This is a genomic window from Bradyrhizobium sp. WYCCWR 12699 (assembly GCF_032144035.1).
In the GTDB taxonomy this organism is placed as follows: domain Bacteria; phylum Pseudomonadota; class Alphaproteobacteria; order Rhizobiales; family Xanthobacteraceae; genus Bradyrhizobium.
The window spans coordinates 956,494-972,308 of the sequence record NZ_JAVTJN010000032.1 but is presented as its reverse complement, the minus strand read 5'-3'; the positions used below and the strand labels follow the sequence as shown (position 1 = coordinate 972,308).

Annotated in this window: 17 protein-coding genes; 7 read left to right on the top strand and 10 right to left on the bottom strand. The window is 65.1% G+C overall.

Annotated features, from left to right (window positions below):
- Window positions 1–232 precede the first annotated feature (232 nt).
- Complete coding sequence (locus RPS27_RS19430) at window positions 233–1,105, bottom strand: hypothetical protein (RefSeq protein ID WP_212065981.1); 873 nt, start codon at window positions 1,103–1,105, stop codon at window positions 233–235.
- A 214-nt stretch (window positions 1,106–1,319) separates the two neighbouring features.
- Here RPS27_RS19430 and RPS27_RS19425 point away from each other — a divergent pair, with 214 nt between their 5' ends.
- Window positions 1,320–1,565, top strand: coding sequence for a hypothetical protein (locus tag RPS27_RS19425; protein WP_211419975.1), 246 nt, complete (start codon window positions 1,320–1,322; stop codon window positions 1,563–1,565).
- A 6-nt stretch (window positions 1,566–1,571) separates the two neighbouring features.
- Here RPS27_RS19425 and RPS27_RS19420 read toward each other — a convergent pair whose 3' ends face one another.
- The gene (locus RPS27_RS19420; RefSeq protein ID WP_212065725.1) at window positions 1,572–2,507 is read right to left on the bottom strand and encodes an alpha/beta hydrolase; all 936 of its coding nucleotides are present in this window, start codon (window positions 2,505–2,507) and stop codon (window positions 1,572–1,574) included.
- Between the two features lie 132 nt (window positions 2,508–2,639).
- Between RPS27_RS19420 and RPS27_RS19415 the strand changes: the two genes are divergently transcribed.
- Window positions 2,640–3,527, top strand: coding sequence for a branched-chain amino acid aminotransferase (locus RPS27_RS19415; protein WP_212065726.1), 888 nt, complete (start codon window positions 2,640–2,642; stop codon window positions 3,525–3,527).
- 104 nt (window positions 3,528–3,631) lie between these two features.
- On the opposite strand, the gene RPS27_RS19410 is transcribed toward RPS27_RS19415, so the two are convergent.
- The gene (locus RPS27_RS19410; RefSeq protein ID WP_212065727.1) at window positions 3,632–4,249 is read right to left on the bottom strand and encodes a trans-aconitate 2-methyltransferase; all 618 of its coding nucleotides are present in this window, start codon (window positions 4,247–4,249) and stop codon (window positions 3,632–3,634) included.
- Window positions 4,250–4,293: 44 nt separating this feature from the next.
- Entirely contained in the window at window positions 4,294–4,884 is a 591-nt protein-coding gene (gene phaR / locus RPS27_RS19405) for a polyhydroxyalkanoate synthesis repressor PhaR (protein ID WP_194405566.1), read from the bottom strand.
- 317 nt (window positions 4,885–5,201) lie between these two features.
- Here phaR and RPS27_RS19400 point away from each other — a divergent pair, with 317 nt between their 5' ends.
- From RPS27_RS19400 to RPS27_RS19390, 3 genes are all read left to right on the top strand, one after another.
- Complete coding sequence (locus RPS27_RS19400) at window positions 5,202–6,380, top strand: acetyl-CoA C-acetyltransferase (protein WP_194405567.1); 1,179 nt, start codon at window positions 5,202–5,204, stop codon at window positions 6,378–6,380.
- Window positions 6,381–6,644: 264 nt separating this feature from the next.
- A complete protein-coding gene (phbB, locus tag RPS27_RS19395) occupies window positions 6,645–7,370 on the top strand; it encodes an acetoacetyl-CoA reductase (RefSeq protein WP_212065728.1) in 726 nt (241 codons plus the stop codon).
- Between the two features lie 164 nt (window positions 7,371–7,534).
- The gene (locus RPS27_RS19390) at window positions 7,535–8,404 is read left to right on the top strand and encodes a DMT family transporter (protein WP_212065729.1); all 870 of its coding nucleotides are present in this window, start codon (window positions 7,535–7,537) and stop codon (window positions 8,402–8,404) included.
- Window positions 8,405–8,459: 55 nt separating this feature from the next.
- On the opposite strand, the gene RPS27_RS19385 is transcribed toward RPS27_RS19390, so the two are convergent.
- Together RPS27_RS19385 and gloB are read right to left on the bottom strand one after the other, a co-directional pair.
- Window positions 8,460–8,882, bottom strand: coding sequence for a cupin domain-containing protein (locus RPS27_RS19385; protein WP_212065730.1), 423 nt, complete (start codon window positions 8,880–8,882; stop codon window positions 8,460–8,462).
- A gap of 50 nt (window positions 8,883–8,932) precedes the next feature.
- Entirely contained in the window at window positions 8,933–9,700 is a 768-nt protein-coding gene (gene gloB, locus RPS27_RS19380) for a hydroxyacylglutathione hydrolase (RefSeq protein ID WP_212065731.1), read from the bottom strand.
- A gap of 108 nt (window positions 9,701–9,808) precedes the next feature.
- Here gloB and RPS27_RS19375 point away from each other — a divergent pair, with 108 nt between their 5' ends.
- Window positions 9,809–10,552: a methyltransferase domain-containing protein gene (locus RPS27_RS19375; protein WP_194405571.1), complete on the top strand. Its 744-nt coding sequence runs from the start codon at window positions 9,809–9,811 to the stop codon at window positions 10,550–10,552.
- A 55-nt stretch (window positions 10,553–10,607) separates the two neighbouring features.
- On the opposite strand, the gene RPS27_RS19370 is transcribed toward RPS27_RS19375, so the two are convergent.
- Window positions 10,608–11,393 carry a DUF4167 domain-containing protein gene (locus tag RPS27_RS19370; protein ID WP_211419981.1) on the bottom strand — a complete coding sequence of 262 codons (786 nt, stop codon included), beginning with the start codon at window positions 11,391–11,393 and terminating at the stop codon, window positions 10,608–10,610.
- A gap of 461 nt (window positions 11,394–11,854) precedes the next feature.
- On the bottom strand, window positions 11,855–12,751 hold the full coding sequence (gene prmC / locus RPS27_RS19365) for a peptide chain release factor N(5)-glutamine methyltransferase (RefSeq protein ID WP_212065732.1): 897 nt from the start codon (window positions 12,749–12,751) through the stop codon (window positions 11,855–11,857).
- Window positions 12,752–12,841: 90 nt separating this feature from the next.
- Here prmC and RPS27_RS19360 point away from each other — a divergent pair, with 90 nt between their 5' ends.
- A complete protein-coding gene (locus RPS27_RS19360) occupies window positions 12,842–13,267 on the top strand; it encodes an HIT family protein (RefSeq protein ID WP_211419983.1) in 426 nt (141 codons plus the stop codon).
- On the opposite strand, the gene RPS27_RS19355 is transcribed toward RPS27_RS19360, so the two are convergent.
- Both RPS27_RS19355 and RPS27_RS19350 read right to left on the bottom strand, forming a co-directional pair.
- The gene (locus RPS27_RS19355; protein ID WP_211419984.1) at window positions 13,268–13,966 is read right to left on the bottom strand and encodes an ABC transporter ATP-binding protein; all 699 of its coding nucleotides are present in this window, start codon (window positions 13,964–13,966) and stop codon (window positions 13,268–13,270) included.
- Window positions 13,963–15,810 carry an ABC transporter permease subunit gene (locus tag RPS27_RS19350; protein ID WP_212065733.1) on the bottom strand — a complete coding sequence of 616 codons (1,848 nt, stop codon included), beginning with the start codon at window positions 15,808–15,810 and terminating at the stop codon, window positions 13,963–13,965. Before RPS27_RS19350 ends, RPS27_RS19355 begins: the two co-directional genes overlap by 4 nt.
- Between the last annotated feature and the right edge of the window lie 5 nt (window positions 15,811–15,815).

The following is a 15,815-nucleotide window of genomic DNA, read 5'->3' as shown; positions in this document are numbered from 1 at the left end:
GCAGCCTCCCGCGTGACTCCGGCCCAGTCTGTCGCAAGCATATTGCCGAGAGGTAACCGGATGGGCGCGGCGGCCATAAGACCGACCGGCAGTCCTTGGCCGGGAGAAGCCACCACGGGGGTCCGAAAGCCCTGCGAAAATCCCTCATCGTCAAGGCCGGCCCAGTGCGGCCGCCCTGGGATGCCGGAACAAGCGGTAGATTGGCTTTACCAGCTATCCACCATGATCGCAGTCAATTGCGCACGGCGTAAAGCGGCGTTCGCAAGGTCACCTGGTAGGCCGGCTTCGGCGTCCAGGCGATCTGCGCGGTGACGCCGAACAGGCGGTTGTCGTTGTCATCCATGCGGTCGAGGTCGAGCCGCAGGATAGGCTGCGTGAAGGACTCGGCCAGCGTTCGGCCGGCGAGCTGCGCGCCGCCGAACGACTGCACGCCGAGGCGGCCGGTGAACTTCCAGTTGCTCGGCCATTGGTAATAGCCGCCGGCATAGAGGATGGTGTTCGGCCGGATGCTGGCGAACGGGCTTGCGATGGTGGTGTAGGTATGTTGCATGCCGGCCAACCAGCCCCGCGTCTCGTCTTCGTCCAGCGCGTAGTCGAATTCCAGAATGTTGTTGAGCGAGTTCGTCATGCCCTGATCGTTCGGCACCGATTGCGTCAGGGTCGATTGCAGCGTGATGGTCGGAATTGATCCGCCGTCCTGCCGGTGGAGGTCGGCCTGCACGCCGATGTTCCAGCTCGTGACGTCGAACGTCGACCAGCCGCCGCCGATGTCGGTCGTCGAGCCCGACACGCCGCCGTAGAGCGAGACGCGGTCGTTGACGTCGACGGTCAGCGGCAGGTCGACGGCAATGGACTTCGCGGCCGGCAGACCGTTCGGCAGCGTTGCGCCTCGGCGCACCGCCAGGGCTTCGAGCGCGGCCGACAGCGACGTGGTGCCGAAACCGAGCCCGAGCGTGCCGGCCGGAATCGACGCATAGGTCGTGCGCAGATCGAGATAGATGTTCGGGATCGCAGGTTTCGCCGGTTCGTTGTCCTCATCTTCGGCAGAGAAGGCGGCGCTGGCCGACAGCATCACGCAGGCCAGTCCCATCGCGACGGCGCGCAAGGTCGGACGACGCGATGGGCGGTGAGGGGACACGTGACAATCCGACGCGTGGAAGGTGTTGGCGAAAATCGCGTGCTAGATGGAACGTGATCGTTCGTGTGGTCAAGCGATATCGGCGAGCGATGGACGGCACGGACGTCCGCGGCTACTCTGTGAGGATTGCACGACAGGTTCGCCCGCCAGACTGCAGGCCGGACAATGGAGGACGACAGCCATGACCACGTCACGCCGCATCCTGCTCGCCGGAATGGCCGGGCTTGCCGTCGCTCCGGCCGCAAGGGCAGCCACCCCCGTGCCGATGCGCGATGACACGACGGTTGCCGAAGAACGGTTTGCGCGCATGATTGCCGCCGCGCATGCGCCCGACGTGACTTGCGCCCGGCAGGCGGAGCGTTATGCGGACATGCATTGGCCTGACTATGTCACGGCAGCCAGGGCCGTGCTCGACGCGCGCGTGTGATTCGCGCTACTTCTCCACCGCTCGCCGCACCTGCTCGCCGATCTGCGACAGCACGAGCTGCGCCTGCGGCAGGATCGCGCCCATGGCGTGGAAATTGTGAACCATGCCGTCGTGGCAGACATGCTCGACGGCGACGCCGGCAGTGAGCAGCTTGCGGGCATAGGCATTGCCCTCGTCGCGCATCGGGTCGTACTCGGCCGTGTGGATGATCGCGGTCGGCAGGCCCGTGAGCCGTGTGGCGCGCAGGGGCGACACGCGCGGATCCGCCGTGTCGATACCGTCAGGCAGATAGTCGGAAAGATCGGCTTCGATCGTGACCCGATCGATCAGATGGCCCTCGGCGAAGGCCTCACGTGAGGGCGAGGTCTCCTCGAAGTCCAGCACCGGGCAGATCAGGCATTGCGCGGCGATGGCAAGGCCGGCGGTCTGCGCCGCCTCCTGGCATACGATCGCAGCGAGCGTTGCACCGGCGGAATCGCCGCCGACCACCAGGCGGTCCGCATCGATGCCGAGCGATGTGGCCTCGCGCGCGATCCATTCGGTGGCGGCGATGGCGTCGTCGACCGCGGCAGGAAATCGGTGCTCCGGCGCGAGCCGGTAATCGACGGAAACCAGGCGGCAGCCGGTGGCATGCGCCAGCGCGGCCGCGATGCGATCATGCGTGGCGATGCTGCCGGCGACGAGGCCGCCGCCATGGAAGAATACGAAGCCGGGTGCAAGCTCGCCGGCGTTTGCAGGCGTGTAGAGACGATAGGGCAGCTCGCCGGCGCGGCCGGGCAGCACGCCGTCGCGTGTCGTCACGTCAGGCGCATCAGCGCGCGCGAACTGCATCAGCTTGGCCAGCGATTGCCGCCGCGCCTCCACGCTCGGCCGGCTTCGCGCCTGCGGCGCAGCCGCAGCCATCATGGTCAACAAGCGCTTTGCAAGCGGATCGAGCGGCATGGCGAACTCCGTATCATTGCCCGCATTATAGCCTGTTTGGCTTGTCTGCCCTCCCGCAGAGGGTGCCAATCGGGCAGCAAATCGTTTAGAAATTGGGACAATAGTGGCCGGATATTCCAAGGGAGGCCGGATATGGCCGAAATCAAGAAGCCGATCGAATATTCGCCGAGCTGGACCTTCTTCGAGGGCAAATGGCACGACGGCAACGTGCCGATCATGGGCCCGCGCACGCATGCGGCCTGGCTCGGCTCGGTGGTGTTCGACGGTGCCCGCGCCTTCGAGGGCGTCGCGCCCGATCTCGACCGTCACGTCGCGCGCGCCAATCAATCCGCGATCAATTTCGGTCTGAAGCCGGTGGTCGATACCGGCACCTGGCTGACGCTGGCAAATGAAGGCATTGCTCGCTTTGCGGCGAATGCCGAGCTCTATGTCCGTCCGATGTATTGGGCGCAGAACGGCGCGGGCGGCGGCGTGCTGTTCGACCCCGAGACCACCAATTGGTGCCTGTGCATCTACGAGGCGCCGATGCCAAAGCCGGTCGGCAACGCCATCACCCTGTCGCCGTTCCGCAGGCCGACTGCCGAATGCGCGCCGGTCGAGGCGAAAGCGGCCTGTCTCTATCCGAACAATTCGCGCGCGCTCGCGGAAGCCGCCTCGCGCGGCTTCCAGAACGCGCTGATGCTCGACATGCTCGGCAACGTCGCCGAATTCGGCAATTCCAACGTGTTCATGGCGAGGGACGGCGTGGTCTATACGCCGGTGCCCAACGGCACCTTCCTCAACGGCATCACGCGCCAGCGCGTCATCAGCCTGCTGCGCGGTGATGGCGTCAATGTGGTCGAGAAGACGTTGCGCTATGCCGACTTCCTGACCGCGGACGAGATCTTCTCCACCGGCAATTTCGCCAAGGTCGCCCCGGTGATCCGCATCGACGAGCGCGAGCTGAAGCCGGGCCCGTTCTACGCCAAGGCGCGAAAGCTCTATTGGGACTTTGCCCATGCGGTGAAACTGGCGGCGTGATCTGGACTTCTCAGTCGTCATGCCCGGGCTTGTCCCGGGCATCCACGTTCTTCCTCGCATGCGTCACGCATGGATGGCCGGGACAAGCCCGGCCATGACGGGATCTATCCGCGTCGCCGAAACCGGCTGAACTGAAACGCCTGCGTCGAATCCCAGGGCGTATGATGCGTCTCGCGGCGCGTCTCGATCAGCGCGAAGTCCGGCCCGAGCTCTGCGAGAAGGCTGGCGCTGTCATGGCGCTGCACTGGCAGGCCGCTGCACTTCTCCGGACCATCGGGTGCGAACGTCGCGATGATGACATGGCCGCTGGGGGCAACCGCGGACCGCAGGCGCGCGACATAAGCCGTCCTGTCCTGCGGATCGGTCAGAAAGTGAAATGCGGCGCGGTCGTGCCAGACCTGGTAGGTCTTCGGCGGCCGCCACGTCGTGGCGTCGGCGACGATCCAATCGACACGTGATGCGGCGTCGCCGAGCCGTTTCTTTGCCGCGTCAAGCGCGTGGGCAGAGAGATCCAGGACGGCGACGTCGCGATATCCGTGCTGCAATAGCGCATCGACCAGACGCGAGGCGCCGCCGCCGATATCGATGATGGCAGTCTCGCGATCGGGATCGGCTGCCCTGATCATCGCGAGCGAGGTCGAGGGGCTGGTCTGAAACCAGCTGACCTCGGCCTCGCCCTTGGTGGCGTAGACGTTGTCCCAATGGGAGCTTCGGTCGGACATGGCGCATCCTCCGGCTCACCTGGGGCGCCGGGGCATAGAAAGGACTATTCGTCCTTCTTCGACATCCGCTCCAGGCGTTCCTGCATTTCCTTCATCTGCTGGCGCAAATCGTCGATGTTGCTGTCCTTCGGCGCTTCTGCGGTCGCATCGGTCTCCGTCTCTGCAGTGGCCCCCGGGCGCGGCGGGACGAAGGGCTTGAACATCGAGAAGGTCTGCTGGAACAGCTCCATGTTGCGACGGACTTGTTCCTCCAAAGGAGCAAAAGGAGTGCCGGACAGGGTATTGGCGATCTGCTTGCGGAACTTCTCCTGCTCCTGGGTCAGGGTCGCGATCGACTGCTCCAGATATTTCGGCACCACCATCTGCATGCTGTCGCCGTAGAAGCGGATCAGCTGGCGCAGGAAGGTGGTCGGGAGCAGGTTCTGGCCGGCCTTGTTCTCCTGCTCGAAGATGATCTGGGCGAGCACCGAACGGGTGATGTCGTCGCCGGTCTTGGCGTCATAGACCAGGAAATCCTCGCCATCCTTGACCATCGCGGCGAGGTCTTCCAGCGTCACATAGGTGCTCGTCCCGGTGTTATAGAGCCGGCGGTTCGCGTATTTCTTGATGGTGGTGGGTTGGTCTGATTTCGCCATGGGCTCTCACTTGCAAGCGCGGAGAACGGGAACCCGACGGGCCATGCCGCAGGGCGGGAAGAGTACGCAACGCAACAAAATAAGCATTTTCAAAGGGGTCACGCTACCGTTTTGTGCGGCACGGTTAATCGCGGAGCAAAATCTTGCTTGCGAAAGCGCCAAGAACGCTATTTTGAATGCGCTGCGGCATGAATTCGGTCGCCGGCCGATTGACATGCCTCAACGACGTTAACAGGATGGCTGACGAGACTGGCGAGCCGTTTCCCTAAAGCCCCGCCTGCCCCTTTCAAAGAAACCTCAAGCCTCAGGAGATGCCCATGTCAGACGATGTCGTCATCGTCAGCGCCGCCCGCACCCCGGTCGGAAGCTTCAACGGCGCGTTCGCGACCCTTCCCGCCCACGATCTCGGCGCCATAGCCATCAAGGCCGCGCTGGAGCGTGGTGGCATCGAGCCCGGCCGGGTCTCCGAGGTCATCATGGGGCAGATCCTGACCGCCGCCCAGGGCCAGAACCCGGCACGTCAGGCCTCGATCGGCGCCGGCATCCCGGTGGAGAGCCCGGCCTGGGGCGTGAACCAGCTTTGCGGTTCGGGGCTGCGCACGGTCGCACTCGGCTACCAGGCGCTGCTCAACGGCGATTCCGAAATCGTGGTTGCCGGCGGCCAGGAATCCATGAGCATGGCCCCGCACGCCCAATATCTGCGTGGCGGCGTCAAGATGGGACCCGTCGAGTTCGTCGACACCATGATCAAGGACGGTCTGTGGGATGCCTTCAACGGCTACCACATGGGCAACACCGCCGAGAACGTCGCGCGGCAGTGGCAGATCACCCGCGCCCAGCAGGACGAGTTCGCGGTCGCCTCGCAGCAGAAGGCCGAGGCGGCGCAGAAGGCCGGCAAGTTCAACGACGAGATCGTCCCCGTCACCATCAAGACCCGCAAGGGCGACGTCGTCGTCAGCGCCGATGAATATCCGCGTCATGGCGCAACGCTCGAGGCGATGGCCAAGCTCCGTCCCGCCTTCGAGAAGGAAGGCACTGTTACCGCGGGCTCTGCGTCCGGCATCAATGACGGCGCTGCCGCCGTGGTGCTGATGACCGCCAAGCAGGCGGCCAAGGAAGGCAAGAAGCCGCTCGCGCGTATCGTGTCCTGGGCGCAGGCCGGTGTCGATCCGAAGATCATGGGCTCGGGCCCGATCCCGGCGTCGCGCGCCGCGCTGAAGAAGGCCGGCTGGAATGTCGGCGATCTCGATCTGATCGAGGCCAACGAAGCCTTCGCGGCCCAGGCCTGTGCCGTCAACAAGGACCTCGGCTGGGACACCTCCAAGGTCAACGTCAATGGCGGCGCGATCGCGATCGGCCATCCGGTCGGCGCGTCCGGCGCGCGCGTGCTGGTGACGCTGCTGCACGAAATGCAGAAGCGCGATTCCAAGAAGGGCCTCGCCACGCTGTGCATCGGCGGCGGCATGGGCATCGCGATGTGCATCGCGCGCGACTGACGATAGCTGACGTGCAGCTGACGCGCGGTGTGCGCGTGCGCTGCACACGTCGGTGAGTGCGTTGCACGCGACTAAAAAGGCAGCGGTTGCAAATCAAATATTCTTCGCAATCGCGCAGGCCTCGACTAAATCAAACGCCCGGCTCAACGCCGGGCGTTTTGTTCTTGATGTCCGTCAAACCAACCGCATAATCCCACGTTAAAAAACGATCACTCCAGAAACGTCCGAAGAGTCCAAGGAAGAGTCCAAGGGAAGGAATACGACATGGCACGTGTTGCATTGGTCACGGGTGGTACGCGGGGCATTGGTGCTGCGATCAGCAAGGCACTGAAGGCGGCTGGCTACAAGGTCGCGGCGAGCTACGCCGGCAACGACGCGGCGGCGGAGAAGTTCAAGGCCGAGACCGGCATCGCCGTCTACAAATGGGACGTCAGCAGCTTCGACGCCTGTGCCGAAGGCGTGAAGAAGGTCGAGGCCGATCTCGGGCCGATCGAGGTGCTCGTCAACAATGCCGGCATCACCCGCGACACCGCCTTCCACAAGATGACTCTCGAGCAGTGGAACGCCGTCATCAGCACCAATCTCGGTTCGCTGTTCAACATGACGCGCCAGGTCATCGAGGGCATGCGTTCGCGCAAGTTCGGCCGCATCATCTCGATCTCGTCGATCAACGGACAGAAGGGACAGTTCGGCCAGGTCAACTATTCCGCGGCGAAGGCCGGCGATATCGGCTTCACCAAGGCGCTCGCGCTGGAGAATGCCAAGGGTGGCATTACCGTGAACGCGATCTGCCCCGGCTACATCAACACCGAAATGGTGCAGGCGGTGCCGAAGGACGTTCTGGAGAAGAACGTGATCCCGCAGATCCCGGCCAACCGGCTCGGCGAACCCGAAGAGATCGCGCGCGCGGTCGTGTTCCTCGCGGCCGACGAGTCCGGTTTCATCACCGGCTCGACGCTCACGGTCAACGGCGGCCAATACATGGTGTGATGCGATCGCATCACGCCGGCTGATATTTTGCACATCGGCGTGCCCGGGCTTGTCCCGGGCATCATGCCCTGTCATTCCGAGGCGCCGCGAGAGCGGCGAACCCGGAAACTCGAGATTCCGGGTCTGGCGCTACGCGCCATCCCGGAATGACGAGGCCTTCCAAGATGACTCCCCGCACCGCCACGCTGATCGGATTGACCGCGATCCTGATGTGGTCGCTGCTCTCGGTGATGACGGTGGCGACCGGAACGATCCCGGCGTTTCAGCTTGCGGCCATGACCTTCGCGATCGGCGGCCTCGTCGGCCTGCTCACCTGGATCGGCCGCGGCGATGCGGCGAAAAGCCTGCGTCAACCGCTCGTCGTCTGGGTCGTCGGCGTCGGCGGCCTGTTCGGCTATCACGCGCTGTATTTTCTCGCGCTCCGCTTCGCGCCGCCGGCCGAAGCCGGTCTTCTGAACTACATGTGGCCGCTCTTGATCGTGCTGTTCTCCTCGTTCCTGCCCGGCGAGCGGCTCGCTTTGCATCACATCATCGGCGCCGTGCTCGGCCTCGTCGGCACCGTGATGCTGTTCGCCGGCAACACCAGCGGATTTGCACCGGGGGCGGTGCCGGGACTGATCGCAGCCTTCATTGCCGCGTTCGTCTGGGCGGCCTATTCGGTGTTGTCGCGCCGATTGAAAGCGGTGCCGACGGATGCCGTCGCGGGCTTCTGCCTTGCCACCGCAGCGCTGGCCGCGCTGATGCACGGTTTGCTTGAAACCACGGTGTGGCCGGAGACCATTTTGCAATGGCTCTCCGTGATCGCCCTCGGCATCGGTCCCGTCGGTGCGGCCTTCTACGCCTGGGACATCGGCATGAAGCGTGGCGACATCCGCGTGCTCGGCGCCGCCTCCTACGCGACGCCGTTGCTCTCGACCGGCTTCCTCATCGCCGCCGGCTTTGCCAAGGCCAGCGCCAACATCGCCATTGCCGCGATCCTGATTGCCGGCGGCGGCCTGATCGCGGCGAAGGACATGGTGCTGAGGAAGCGATGATCGTCATTCCGGGTTCGCCGCTTGCGCGCGGCGCGCCGGAATGACGGTGTAGGCGCTACGGCTCCCAGCCCTTCGGTGCGAGCTCGAAGCCTGCGAACTCGAACGCGGGCGCCACGGTGCAGCCGACCAGGGTCCACTCGCCCGTGGTCTCAGCCATCTGCCAGGCCTGCTCCGGCACGATCGCCTGCGGCCGCTCGCCGCCGGCGAGGTCGGTGCCGAGCCGCACCTCGTGCCGCGAGCAGCCGTCATGGGCGATGCGCAGCATCAAGGGGCTGCCCGCATAATAATGCCAGGTCTCGACCGCATCGACGCGATGCCAGTGCGAGCGCTCGCCGCGTGTGAGCAGGAAGTAGATCAGGGTCGAGCGCGACCGGCCGTTGGCGTCCGTGGCCTGGTCGCGAAACGTCTCGCGATAATGGCCGCCTTCGGGATGCGGCCGCAGTTCAAGGCGAGCGATGATCTCGGCTGCGGTCGGCATCGATCCCCGTCAGGTCTGTGCTTCAGGACTTGCGCGTCGGGATTTATGCGTCAGGATTTGTTCTTGCGCTCGCGCAGCTCGCCGAACACTGCGGCGGCATCCGCGCCCTTCATGTGCAGCCTGGCCGCGACCGACGGTTCATCGGCGCGCAGGAACACATTGGCCCGCTTCTCCTCGCCAAGCAGTGTCGGAATGGTCGGCCTGTTCTCGGCCCGGAGCTTCGCCACCTCCGCCGCGCGCGCCTGCAGCGCCGCATTGTCGGGATCGACGGTGAGCGCGAACTTGACGTTGGAGGCCGTGTATTCGTGGCCGCAATAGAGCTTGAAGTCGTCGGGCAGGGCCCGCAGCTTCAGGAGCGAATCCCACATCATCGGGTAGGTGCCCTCGAACACGCGTCCGCAGCCGATCGAGAACAGCGTGTCAGCGGCGAACACCGTCTTCTCGGTGTCGAACACGTAGGAGATGTGGTCGAGCGTGTGGCCGGGCGTCTCCAGAACGCGCGCCAGCAGATTGCCGATCTTGACCACGTCGGCGTTGGCGACGCGCAGGTCGACATTGGCGATAGCGGTGGTCTTGTCGTGCGGCGCGACGACGCGGCAATTGTATTTCCGCTTGAGTTCGGCGACCCCGCCGACATGATCGCCGTGATGATGGGTGATCAGGATGTCGGTGAGCTGCCAACCCTCGCGCTCCAGCGCCTGGACAATCGGGCCAGCCTCGGGCGCGTCGATCGACGCCGTCGCCTTGGTTTCCACATCGTGGATCAGATAACCGAAATTGTCGTTTAAACAGGTGAAAGTACGAATTTCGGCGGCCATGTCATCTCCATCGCGCTCAGCCCCGCCAGACAAATATGGCGTTAACGTTGCGCAGGCAATGCAATATTCCGCGCGCAGGCGCAGCCTTACGCATGTTACATTGCCGTCATGACCATCGACGTCGTCGACCTCCGCGAGTTCTATTCCCGTCGCCTCGGCATCGTGGCGCGGCAAATGATCAATCGCGGCATCAGGGAGCGCTGGCCGGGCGCGGAGGGCCAGCGCGTGCTCGGCCTCGGCTATCCCACGCCCTATCTGGGGTTGTTCCGCGAAGACGCCGAGCGCTGCATCGCCTTCATGCCGGCGGCCCAGGGCGTCCTGAAATGGCCGACGGGGCGGCCGGCGCTGGCCTCGCTGGTCGACGAATTCTCGCTGCCGCTGCCCGACGCCGCGGTCGACCGCATCCTGCTGATCCACGCGCTGGAGATGTCGGACGATCCGGCCGCGCTGCTGCGCGAGGTGTGGCGCGTGCTGTCGCCCTCGGGCCGCGTGATCGCGGTGATCCCGAACCGGCGCGGGGTGTGGACCCGCACCGACAGCACGCCGTTCGGTCACGGCCGGCCCTATTCGCGCTCGCAGATCACCGACCTGTTGCGCCAGACCTGGTTCACGCCGACCGCCTGGGGCGAGGCGTTGTTCATGCCGCCCTATGCCGGTGGCTGGGTGCTGAAATCGGCACAGATGTGGGAGCGCGCCGGTGCGGCGCTGTCGCTGCCCTTTGCCGGCGTGCACATCGTCGAGGCCACCAAGCAGGTCTATCGTGCGATCCCCGCCAAGCGCGAGCGGGCGCGGCTGATTCCCTCGCTCGCCAAGCCCGTGCTGGTGCCGTCCTCGACGGTGACGCGCAGCTGAAAAAAATCGTCCCGGCGAGGCCGGGACGATTGCAGTTCACAAACTCAGAACCGGCTTATTCGCCGGGGGCGACTTCGTCGCTCGAGGCGGCCGGAGCTGCCTCGCGCTCGGGGCGCGGGCCATGCGGTCGGCGCCGCCGGCGCGGAAAGCGTTCGCCACCGCCGCCACCGCCCTCGAAGCCGGGTTGGCCGCCATTGGCGCCGACATTCACTTGCGGCTGCGGGCCGGTGATGAAGGACGGCAGGCGATCGACGCTGCCGGCATCGGCGATGACGGGCTGCGGCTGGTTCGCGGGCAGCGGCTGCGGCTGATATTGCGGCTGCGGACGATGATCGCGTTCGCGGTGCTCGCGCGGCTGCTGGTCGCGCTGATAAGGCTGCTGCTGGTCGCGTTGCTGATGATCACGCTGGTGATGATCGCGCTGGCCGTCGCGGTCGCGCGCGAAAGGCTGCTGCTGCGGCTGCGGGACGAAGCCCGGCTCCTGGCCGAAATTCGAGAAATTCTCGCCGTCGTCCTCGCCGTCGTCGCTGTGGCTGCTGACGGGCTCGTCACCGCGCGGCTGCTGGTTCTGGCGGAACTGCTCCTGGGCCGCCGCGATCAGGCGGAAATAATGCTCGGCATGCTGGTAGTAGTTCTCCGCCGCAACGGGATCGCCGGACGAGCGCGCGTCGCGCGCAAGCTGGAGATACTTTTCGGCGATGTGCGAAGCGGTGCCGCGGATCTTGATGTCGGGTCCGTTGGACTCGTAGACCCGGGTCATCGGGTTCTGGCTGCGCCGGTTGTTGTTGTTGTTATTGTTGTTGCGGTTGCGCATCCGCTGCTTGTTCTGACCGTTTCTCATGTCCTGCCTTTAATTCCAGCCCTAAAGGTTGCACGCATTACTGATTGCTAGGAGTGACCTGGCGACAGCGGTTCACATTGCCCACGCGCACCGCGCGCATGAGCGGATTGATCCCTGCCGATGTTCGTCGACCGTCGCGTTCAACAAGGACGCGTTCCCCACCCGCCAGCATTGATCGCCAGCGAACCCATTCATTTTGCCTGCCGAAACAAGCCCAGCTTTGTTGCGTAAGTCTTCAAGCGCAATATCAGGCTTTCGTTCACTTTGCGGTCGGAGAGCAGCGCAGCTCCACTGGCTATCGCGCTTCACAGGACCTGCGGCTTGGAACCTTTATCAGTAAAGCTCTCGCCCGAGAGCCCGGCTTTCGCCCGTAGGTCTACGGGGCCGGCACCGATGTGTTGATCGGAACGTAGTCGTTCCCAAGGGATATTCCAAGAGCTTTTTGCAGGCCAATCCGGCTTTTATGGGGGCATTTTTCGGGCCGAAACGGCCCGCGGAATGCCCGCCAGGTCGGCCTTGGCCGGCCTGTCCAACGTTAACCCCGCCGCTGCCATCAGGGTTTCAATGTTTCTCGCCTGGCCCTGTCCGGCCTCGACGATCAGGGCGCCGCCGGGCGCGAGGCGCTCGGCCGCCTGCGGGATCAGGGCGCGGTAAGCATCATATCCGTCGTTGCCGCCATCGAGCGCCAGGTGCGGATCGTGCTCGCGCACCTCGACGCTCAATGTCGGAATTTCGGCCGAGGGGATATAGGGCGGGTTCGACACGATGAGGTCGAACGGGCCGCGCAGCGCCGACGCATAGGAGCAAGCGACGAAGGCCGCGCGGCCGCCGAGGCCGAGAGCGGCGGCATTGTCGCGCGCCGTGTCGAGCGCCGCCAGGCTGACATCGGTGCCGATGCCAAACGCATCGGGAATTTCGTGCAACAGCGCCAGCAGGATCGCGCCCGATCCGACGCCGATATCGGCGATGCGCGGGCGCCGTCCCGATATCGTCAGCCCGCGAAAAATCTCGAGCGCCAGTTCGACAACGGTCTCGGTGTCCGGCCGCGGCACCAGCGTCGCCTCGGACAGCCGGAACGGCATGCCCCAGAATTCCCGCGCGCCGAGAATGCGGGCGACCGGCTCGTGCGCCAGCCGGCGTTGCGCATATTGTTCGAGGCGTGCGGTTTCCTCAGGCGTGAGCGTTCGCGCCGCCTGCGTCACCATTCCGGTCAGATCGAGCTCCAAGGCCGCGCCGACGAGCAGGCGCGCATCGAGGGCGGACTCCTCGATGCCGGCCGATCGCAATCGCGCGGCGAGGGCGCGGCGCGCACTCTCGATGCTGTGTCCGGGATCGAAGCCTGTCGTCAATGGAACCATCCTGCCTGGCATCGTGGATAGATCGGCAGGCTTGCTTGCGTCAACGGAAAGGAGCGCGTTTGATCGCGCCTCGCAAGCGTGGAGGGGTCCATGACGGCCTATGACGATCAGAACGTCTTCGCAAAGATCCTGCGCGGCGAGATTCCCTGCTTCGAGGTGTTCAGGGACGATCGCAGCTTCGCCTTCCTCGACATCATGCCGCGCTCGCCCGGGCACACGCTGGTGATTCCGCGCGCGCCGGCGCGCGGCATCCTCGACATCGCCGATGACGATCTCGCCGCGGTGACGAGAACCGCCAAGCGGATCGCGATTGCGGCGATGAAGGCGTTCGACGCCGAGGGCATCATCCTGCAGCAATTCAGCGAGCCGGCCAGCGGGCAGGTGGTTCTTCACCTGCACATGCACGTCATGCCGGTCAGGTCCGGGATCGAGCTGTTGCCGGCGCAGACGCGGAAAGAGGACATGGCCGTGCTCGCCGATCACGCCAAGCGGATGGTCGCGGCGCTCGGCGGTTGATCAAACGCCGAGATAGCGCTGCAGCAGTTCCGGCTGGGCCTTCAGCTCCTGCGCCGGTCCCTCATGCACGATATGGCCGTTGTTGATGATGTAGATCCGGCTCGCCAGCGCCAGCGTGGCCGCCAGATTCTGCTCGACCAGCACGATGGTCTGGCCGGCGGCCGCCAGATCGCGGCAGGCCTTGACGAGGTCGTGGACGATGACGGGCGCGAGGCCCTCGAACGGCTCGTCCAGCAGCACGATCTTGGGATCGCGCACCAGCGCCCGCGCGATCGCGAGCATCTGCTGCTCGCCGCCGGAGAGCTCGGTGCCGCGATTGTTGCGCCGCTCCTTCAGCCGGGGAAACATCTCGTAGATGCGCCCGAGCGGCCAGCGTTTCGGCGCGGTGATGCCGGCGAGAAGGATATTCTCCTCCACCGACAGGCTGCCGAAGATCCGGCGTTCCTCGTGCACGAGCTGCATGCCGGCCTGCGCGATCTTGTGGCTTCGGCGTCCGGCGATGTCGATGCCGTCGAATTTCACGCTGCCGCTGCGCGGTGCCACCACGCCCATCAGGCTCTTCAGCGTGGTGCTCTTGCCGGCCCCGTTGCGGCCGAGCAATGCCACCACCTCGTGACGCTCGACATGCATGGCGACGTCGAACAGGATGTGGGAATCCCCGTAATAGCTGTTCAGGCCGTTGACCTCGATCAGGCTCATGCGGCGATCTCTCCGTGAACGCCGCCGAGATAGGCTTCCTGCACCGCGGCATTGGACTTGATTTCTTCCGGTGTGCCGGAGACCAGCACGCGGCCTTCCTGCAGCACGGTGACGCGCTCGACCAATTCGAACAGGGAATCCATGTCGTGGTCGATGATGATCATGGTGCGGCCGCGCGCGATCGACTTCAGAAGCTTTACCGTCTCGACGCGTTCGCGCGGGCTCATGCCGGCGAGCGGCTCGTCGAGCAGCAGCAGGCGCGGCGAGGTCGCGAGCGCAAGCCCGATCTCCAGCCGGCGTTTCTCGCCATAGGCGAGCTCGGAGACGGGCGTGTCGGCGCGGCGGGTGAGATTGACCAGTGCCAGCGTGTGCTCGACCTGCTCGGTCAGGCCCTTGACGCCCGAGAGCTTGCGGAACAAATCAAGCCGGAATTTCCCGCGCAGCTCGGCGAGCGCGGCGATCGTCAGGTTCTGGCGCACGGTGAGGCCGGTGAAGAGCTGGTTGACCTGGTAGCTCTTGGTGAGCCCGAGCTGGCAAACCTCGGTGACCTTCAATCCCGTGATGTCGCGCCCCTCGAACACGATCCGGCCCGACGTCGGCGCGATCTCGCAGGTCAGCATCTTGAAGAAGGTCGACTTGCCGGCACCGTTGGGGCCGATGATGCCGCGCAGCTCGCCCTGATTGACGCTGAAATCGATGTCGCTGTTGGCGACGAGGCCGCCATAGCGCTTGGTGAGACCGGTGGCCTTCAGGATCGGCCCGGAATAAGCGGGGTGCTCGACCTCCTTGGCCTGCATCGGCGCGGGCGCGGCTTGCGGTGTCGCCTCGGCGTCCGCAGCTTCCTGTTCAGTCTCGGCTTCCGTTCGCTGACGCTTGCCGGAGACGAGGCGGTAGAGATCGGCAAGTCCGCCAATGATGCCGCCGCGCAGGAAGCAGACCAGCAGCACGAACACGACGCCGAGCACCAGTTTCCAGGCCGCACCCAAGCCCAGCGCGGACTGTAGGAAATCCTGCAGGAACAGCCAAACCGTTGCGCCGACCAGAGGTCCGAACAGCGTGCCGCGGCCGCCGATGGCGGTCTGCATCACCAGCTGGCCCGAGGTGTCGAAGGTGAAGGCGTCGGGCGGCATGAAGGCCTGGAGCACGCCGAGCAGACCGCCGGCGAAGCCCGCATAGGCCGCTGCGATCACGAAAGCCGTCAGCTTGTAGCCGTGGATGTTGTGGCCGACGGCGGTGGCGCGCAGCGGATTGTCCCGGATCGCGCTGAAAATGGCGCCGACCGGCGAGCGCACGATCCTGAGCGCGATGATGACGCCGATGAAGTAACACAGCGCGATGAACTGATAGAGCGACCAGCCATTGGTGAAGTGGATGGTGGTGAAGCCTAGATCGAAGCTCGGCGTCGGCACGCCGGGCAGGCCGTTCTCGCCGCCGGTGAAGTCGGAGAGCGGATTGAACTCGACGAAGAAGAACACCTCCGCGATCGCCACGGTGATCATGGCGAAATAGATGCCGGTGCGGCGCAGGGCGATCAGGCCGATCAGATAGCCGGTCGCGGCCGCCGCGATCATGCCGATGATCAGCGCGCCGAGCACGTTGCCGAAGCCGGCACGGGTCAGAAGGTAGGCCGCGACGAAGCCGCCGGTGCCGTAGAAGGCGGACTGGCCGAACGACAACAGGCCGGTGAAGCCGAACAGGATGTCGAAGCCGAGGCCGAACAGGCCCCAGACCAGGATCCGGTTCACGGTGTTGGGCGCGAAGCCGAGATGAGGCAGCACGAAGGGAGCTGCGATCAATCCGATCGCGGTCAGGGTCTCGATCAGGAACGGGCGTTGCTTGAGCATCGGGA

Excerpts from the sequence above, each read along its gene's own strand:
- prmC (WP_212065732.1), bottom strand. The coding sequence starts at position 12,751 with ATGGTTCCATTGACGACAGGCTTCGATCCCGGACACAGCATCGAGAGT.
- RPS27_RS19350 (WP_212065733.1), bottom strand. The coding sequence starts at position 15,810 with ATGCTCAAGCAACGCCCGTTCCTGATCGAGACCCTGACCGCGATCGGA.
- RPS27_RS19420 (WP_212065725.1), bottom strand. The coding sequence starts at position 2,507 with ATGCCGCTCGATCCGCTTGCAAAGCGCTTGTTGACCATGATGGCTGCG.
- RPS27_RS19385 (WP_212065730.1), bottom strand. The coding sequence starts at position 8,882 with ATGCCGACCGCAGCCGAGATCATCGCTCGCCTTGAACTGCGGCCGCAT.
- gloB (WP_212065731.1), bottom strand. The coding sequence starts at position 9,700 with ATGGCCGCCGAAATTCGTACTTTCACCTGTTTAAACGACAATTTCGGT.
- RPS27_RS19355 (WP_211419984.1), bottom strand. The coding sequence starts at position 13,966 with ATGAGCCTGATCGAGGTCAACGGCCTGAACAGCTATTACGGGGATTCC.
- RPS27_RS19410 (WP_212065727.1), bottom strand. The coding sequence starts at position 4,249 with ATGTCCGACCGAAGCTCCCATTGGGACAACGTCTACGCCACCAAGGGC.
- RPS27_RS19400 (WP_194405567.1), top strand. The coding sequence starts at position 5,202 with ATGTCAGACGATGTCGTCATCGTCAGCGCCGCCCGCACCCCGGTCGGA.
- RPS27_RS19370 (WP_211419981.1), bottom strand. The coding sequence starts at position 11,393 with ATGAGAAACGGTCAGAACAAGCAGCGGATGCGCAACCGCAACAACAAT.
- phaR (WP_194405566.1), bottom strand. The coding sequence starts at position 4,884 with ATGGCGAAATCAGACCAACCCACCACCATCAAGAAATACGCGAACCGC.
- RPS27_RS19425 (WP_211419975.1), top strand. The coding sequence starts at position 1,320 with ATGACCACGTCACGCCGCATCCTGCTCGCCGGAATGGCCGGGCTTGCC.
- RPS27_RS19390 (WP_212065729.1), top strand. The coding sequence starts at position 7,535 with ATGACTCCCCGCACCGCCACGCTGATCGGATTGACCGCGATCCTGATG.
- RPS27_RS19415 (WP_212065726.1), top strand. The coding sequence starts at position 2,640 with ATGGCCGAAATCAAGAAGCCGATCGAATATTCGCCGAGCTGGACCTTC.
- RPS27_RS19360 (WP_211419983.1), top strand. The coding sequence starts at position 12,842 with ATGACGGCCTATGACGATCAGAACGTCTTCGCAAAGATCCTGCGCGGC.
- RPS27_RS19375 (WP_194405571.1), top strand. The coding sequence starts at position 9,809 with ATGACCATCGACGTCGTCGACCTCCGCGAGTTCTATTCCCGTCGCCTC.
- phbB (WP_212065728.1), top strand. The coding sequence starts at position 6,645 with ATGGCACGTGTTGCATTGGTCACGGGTGGTACGCGGGGCATTGGTGCT.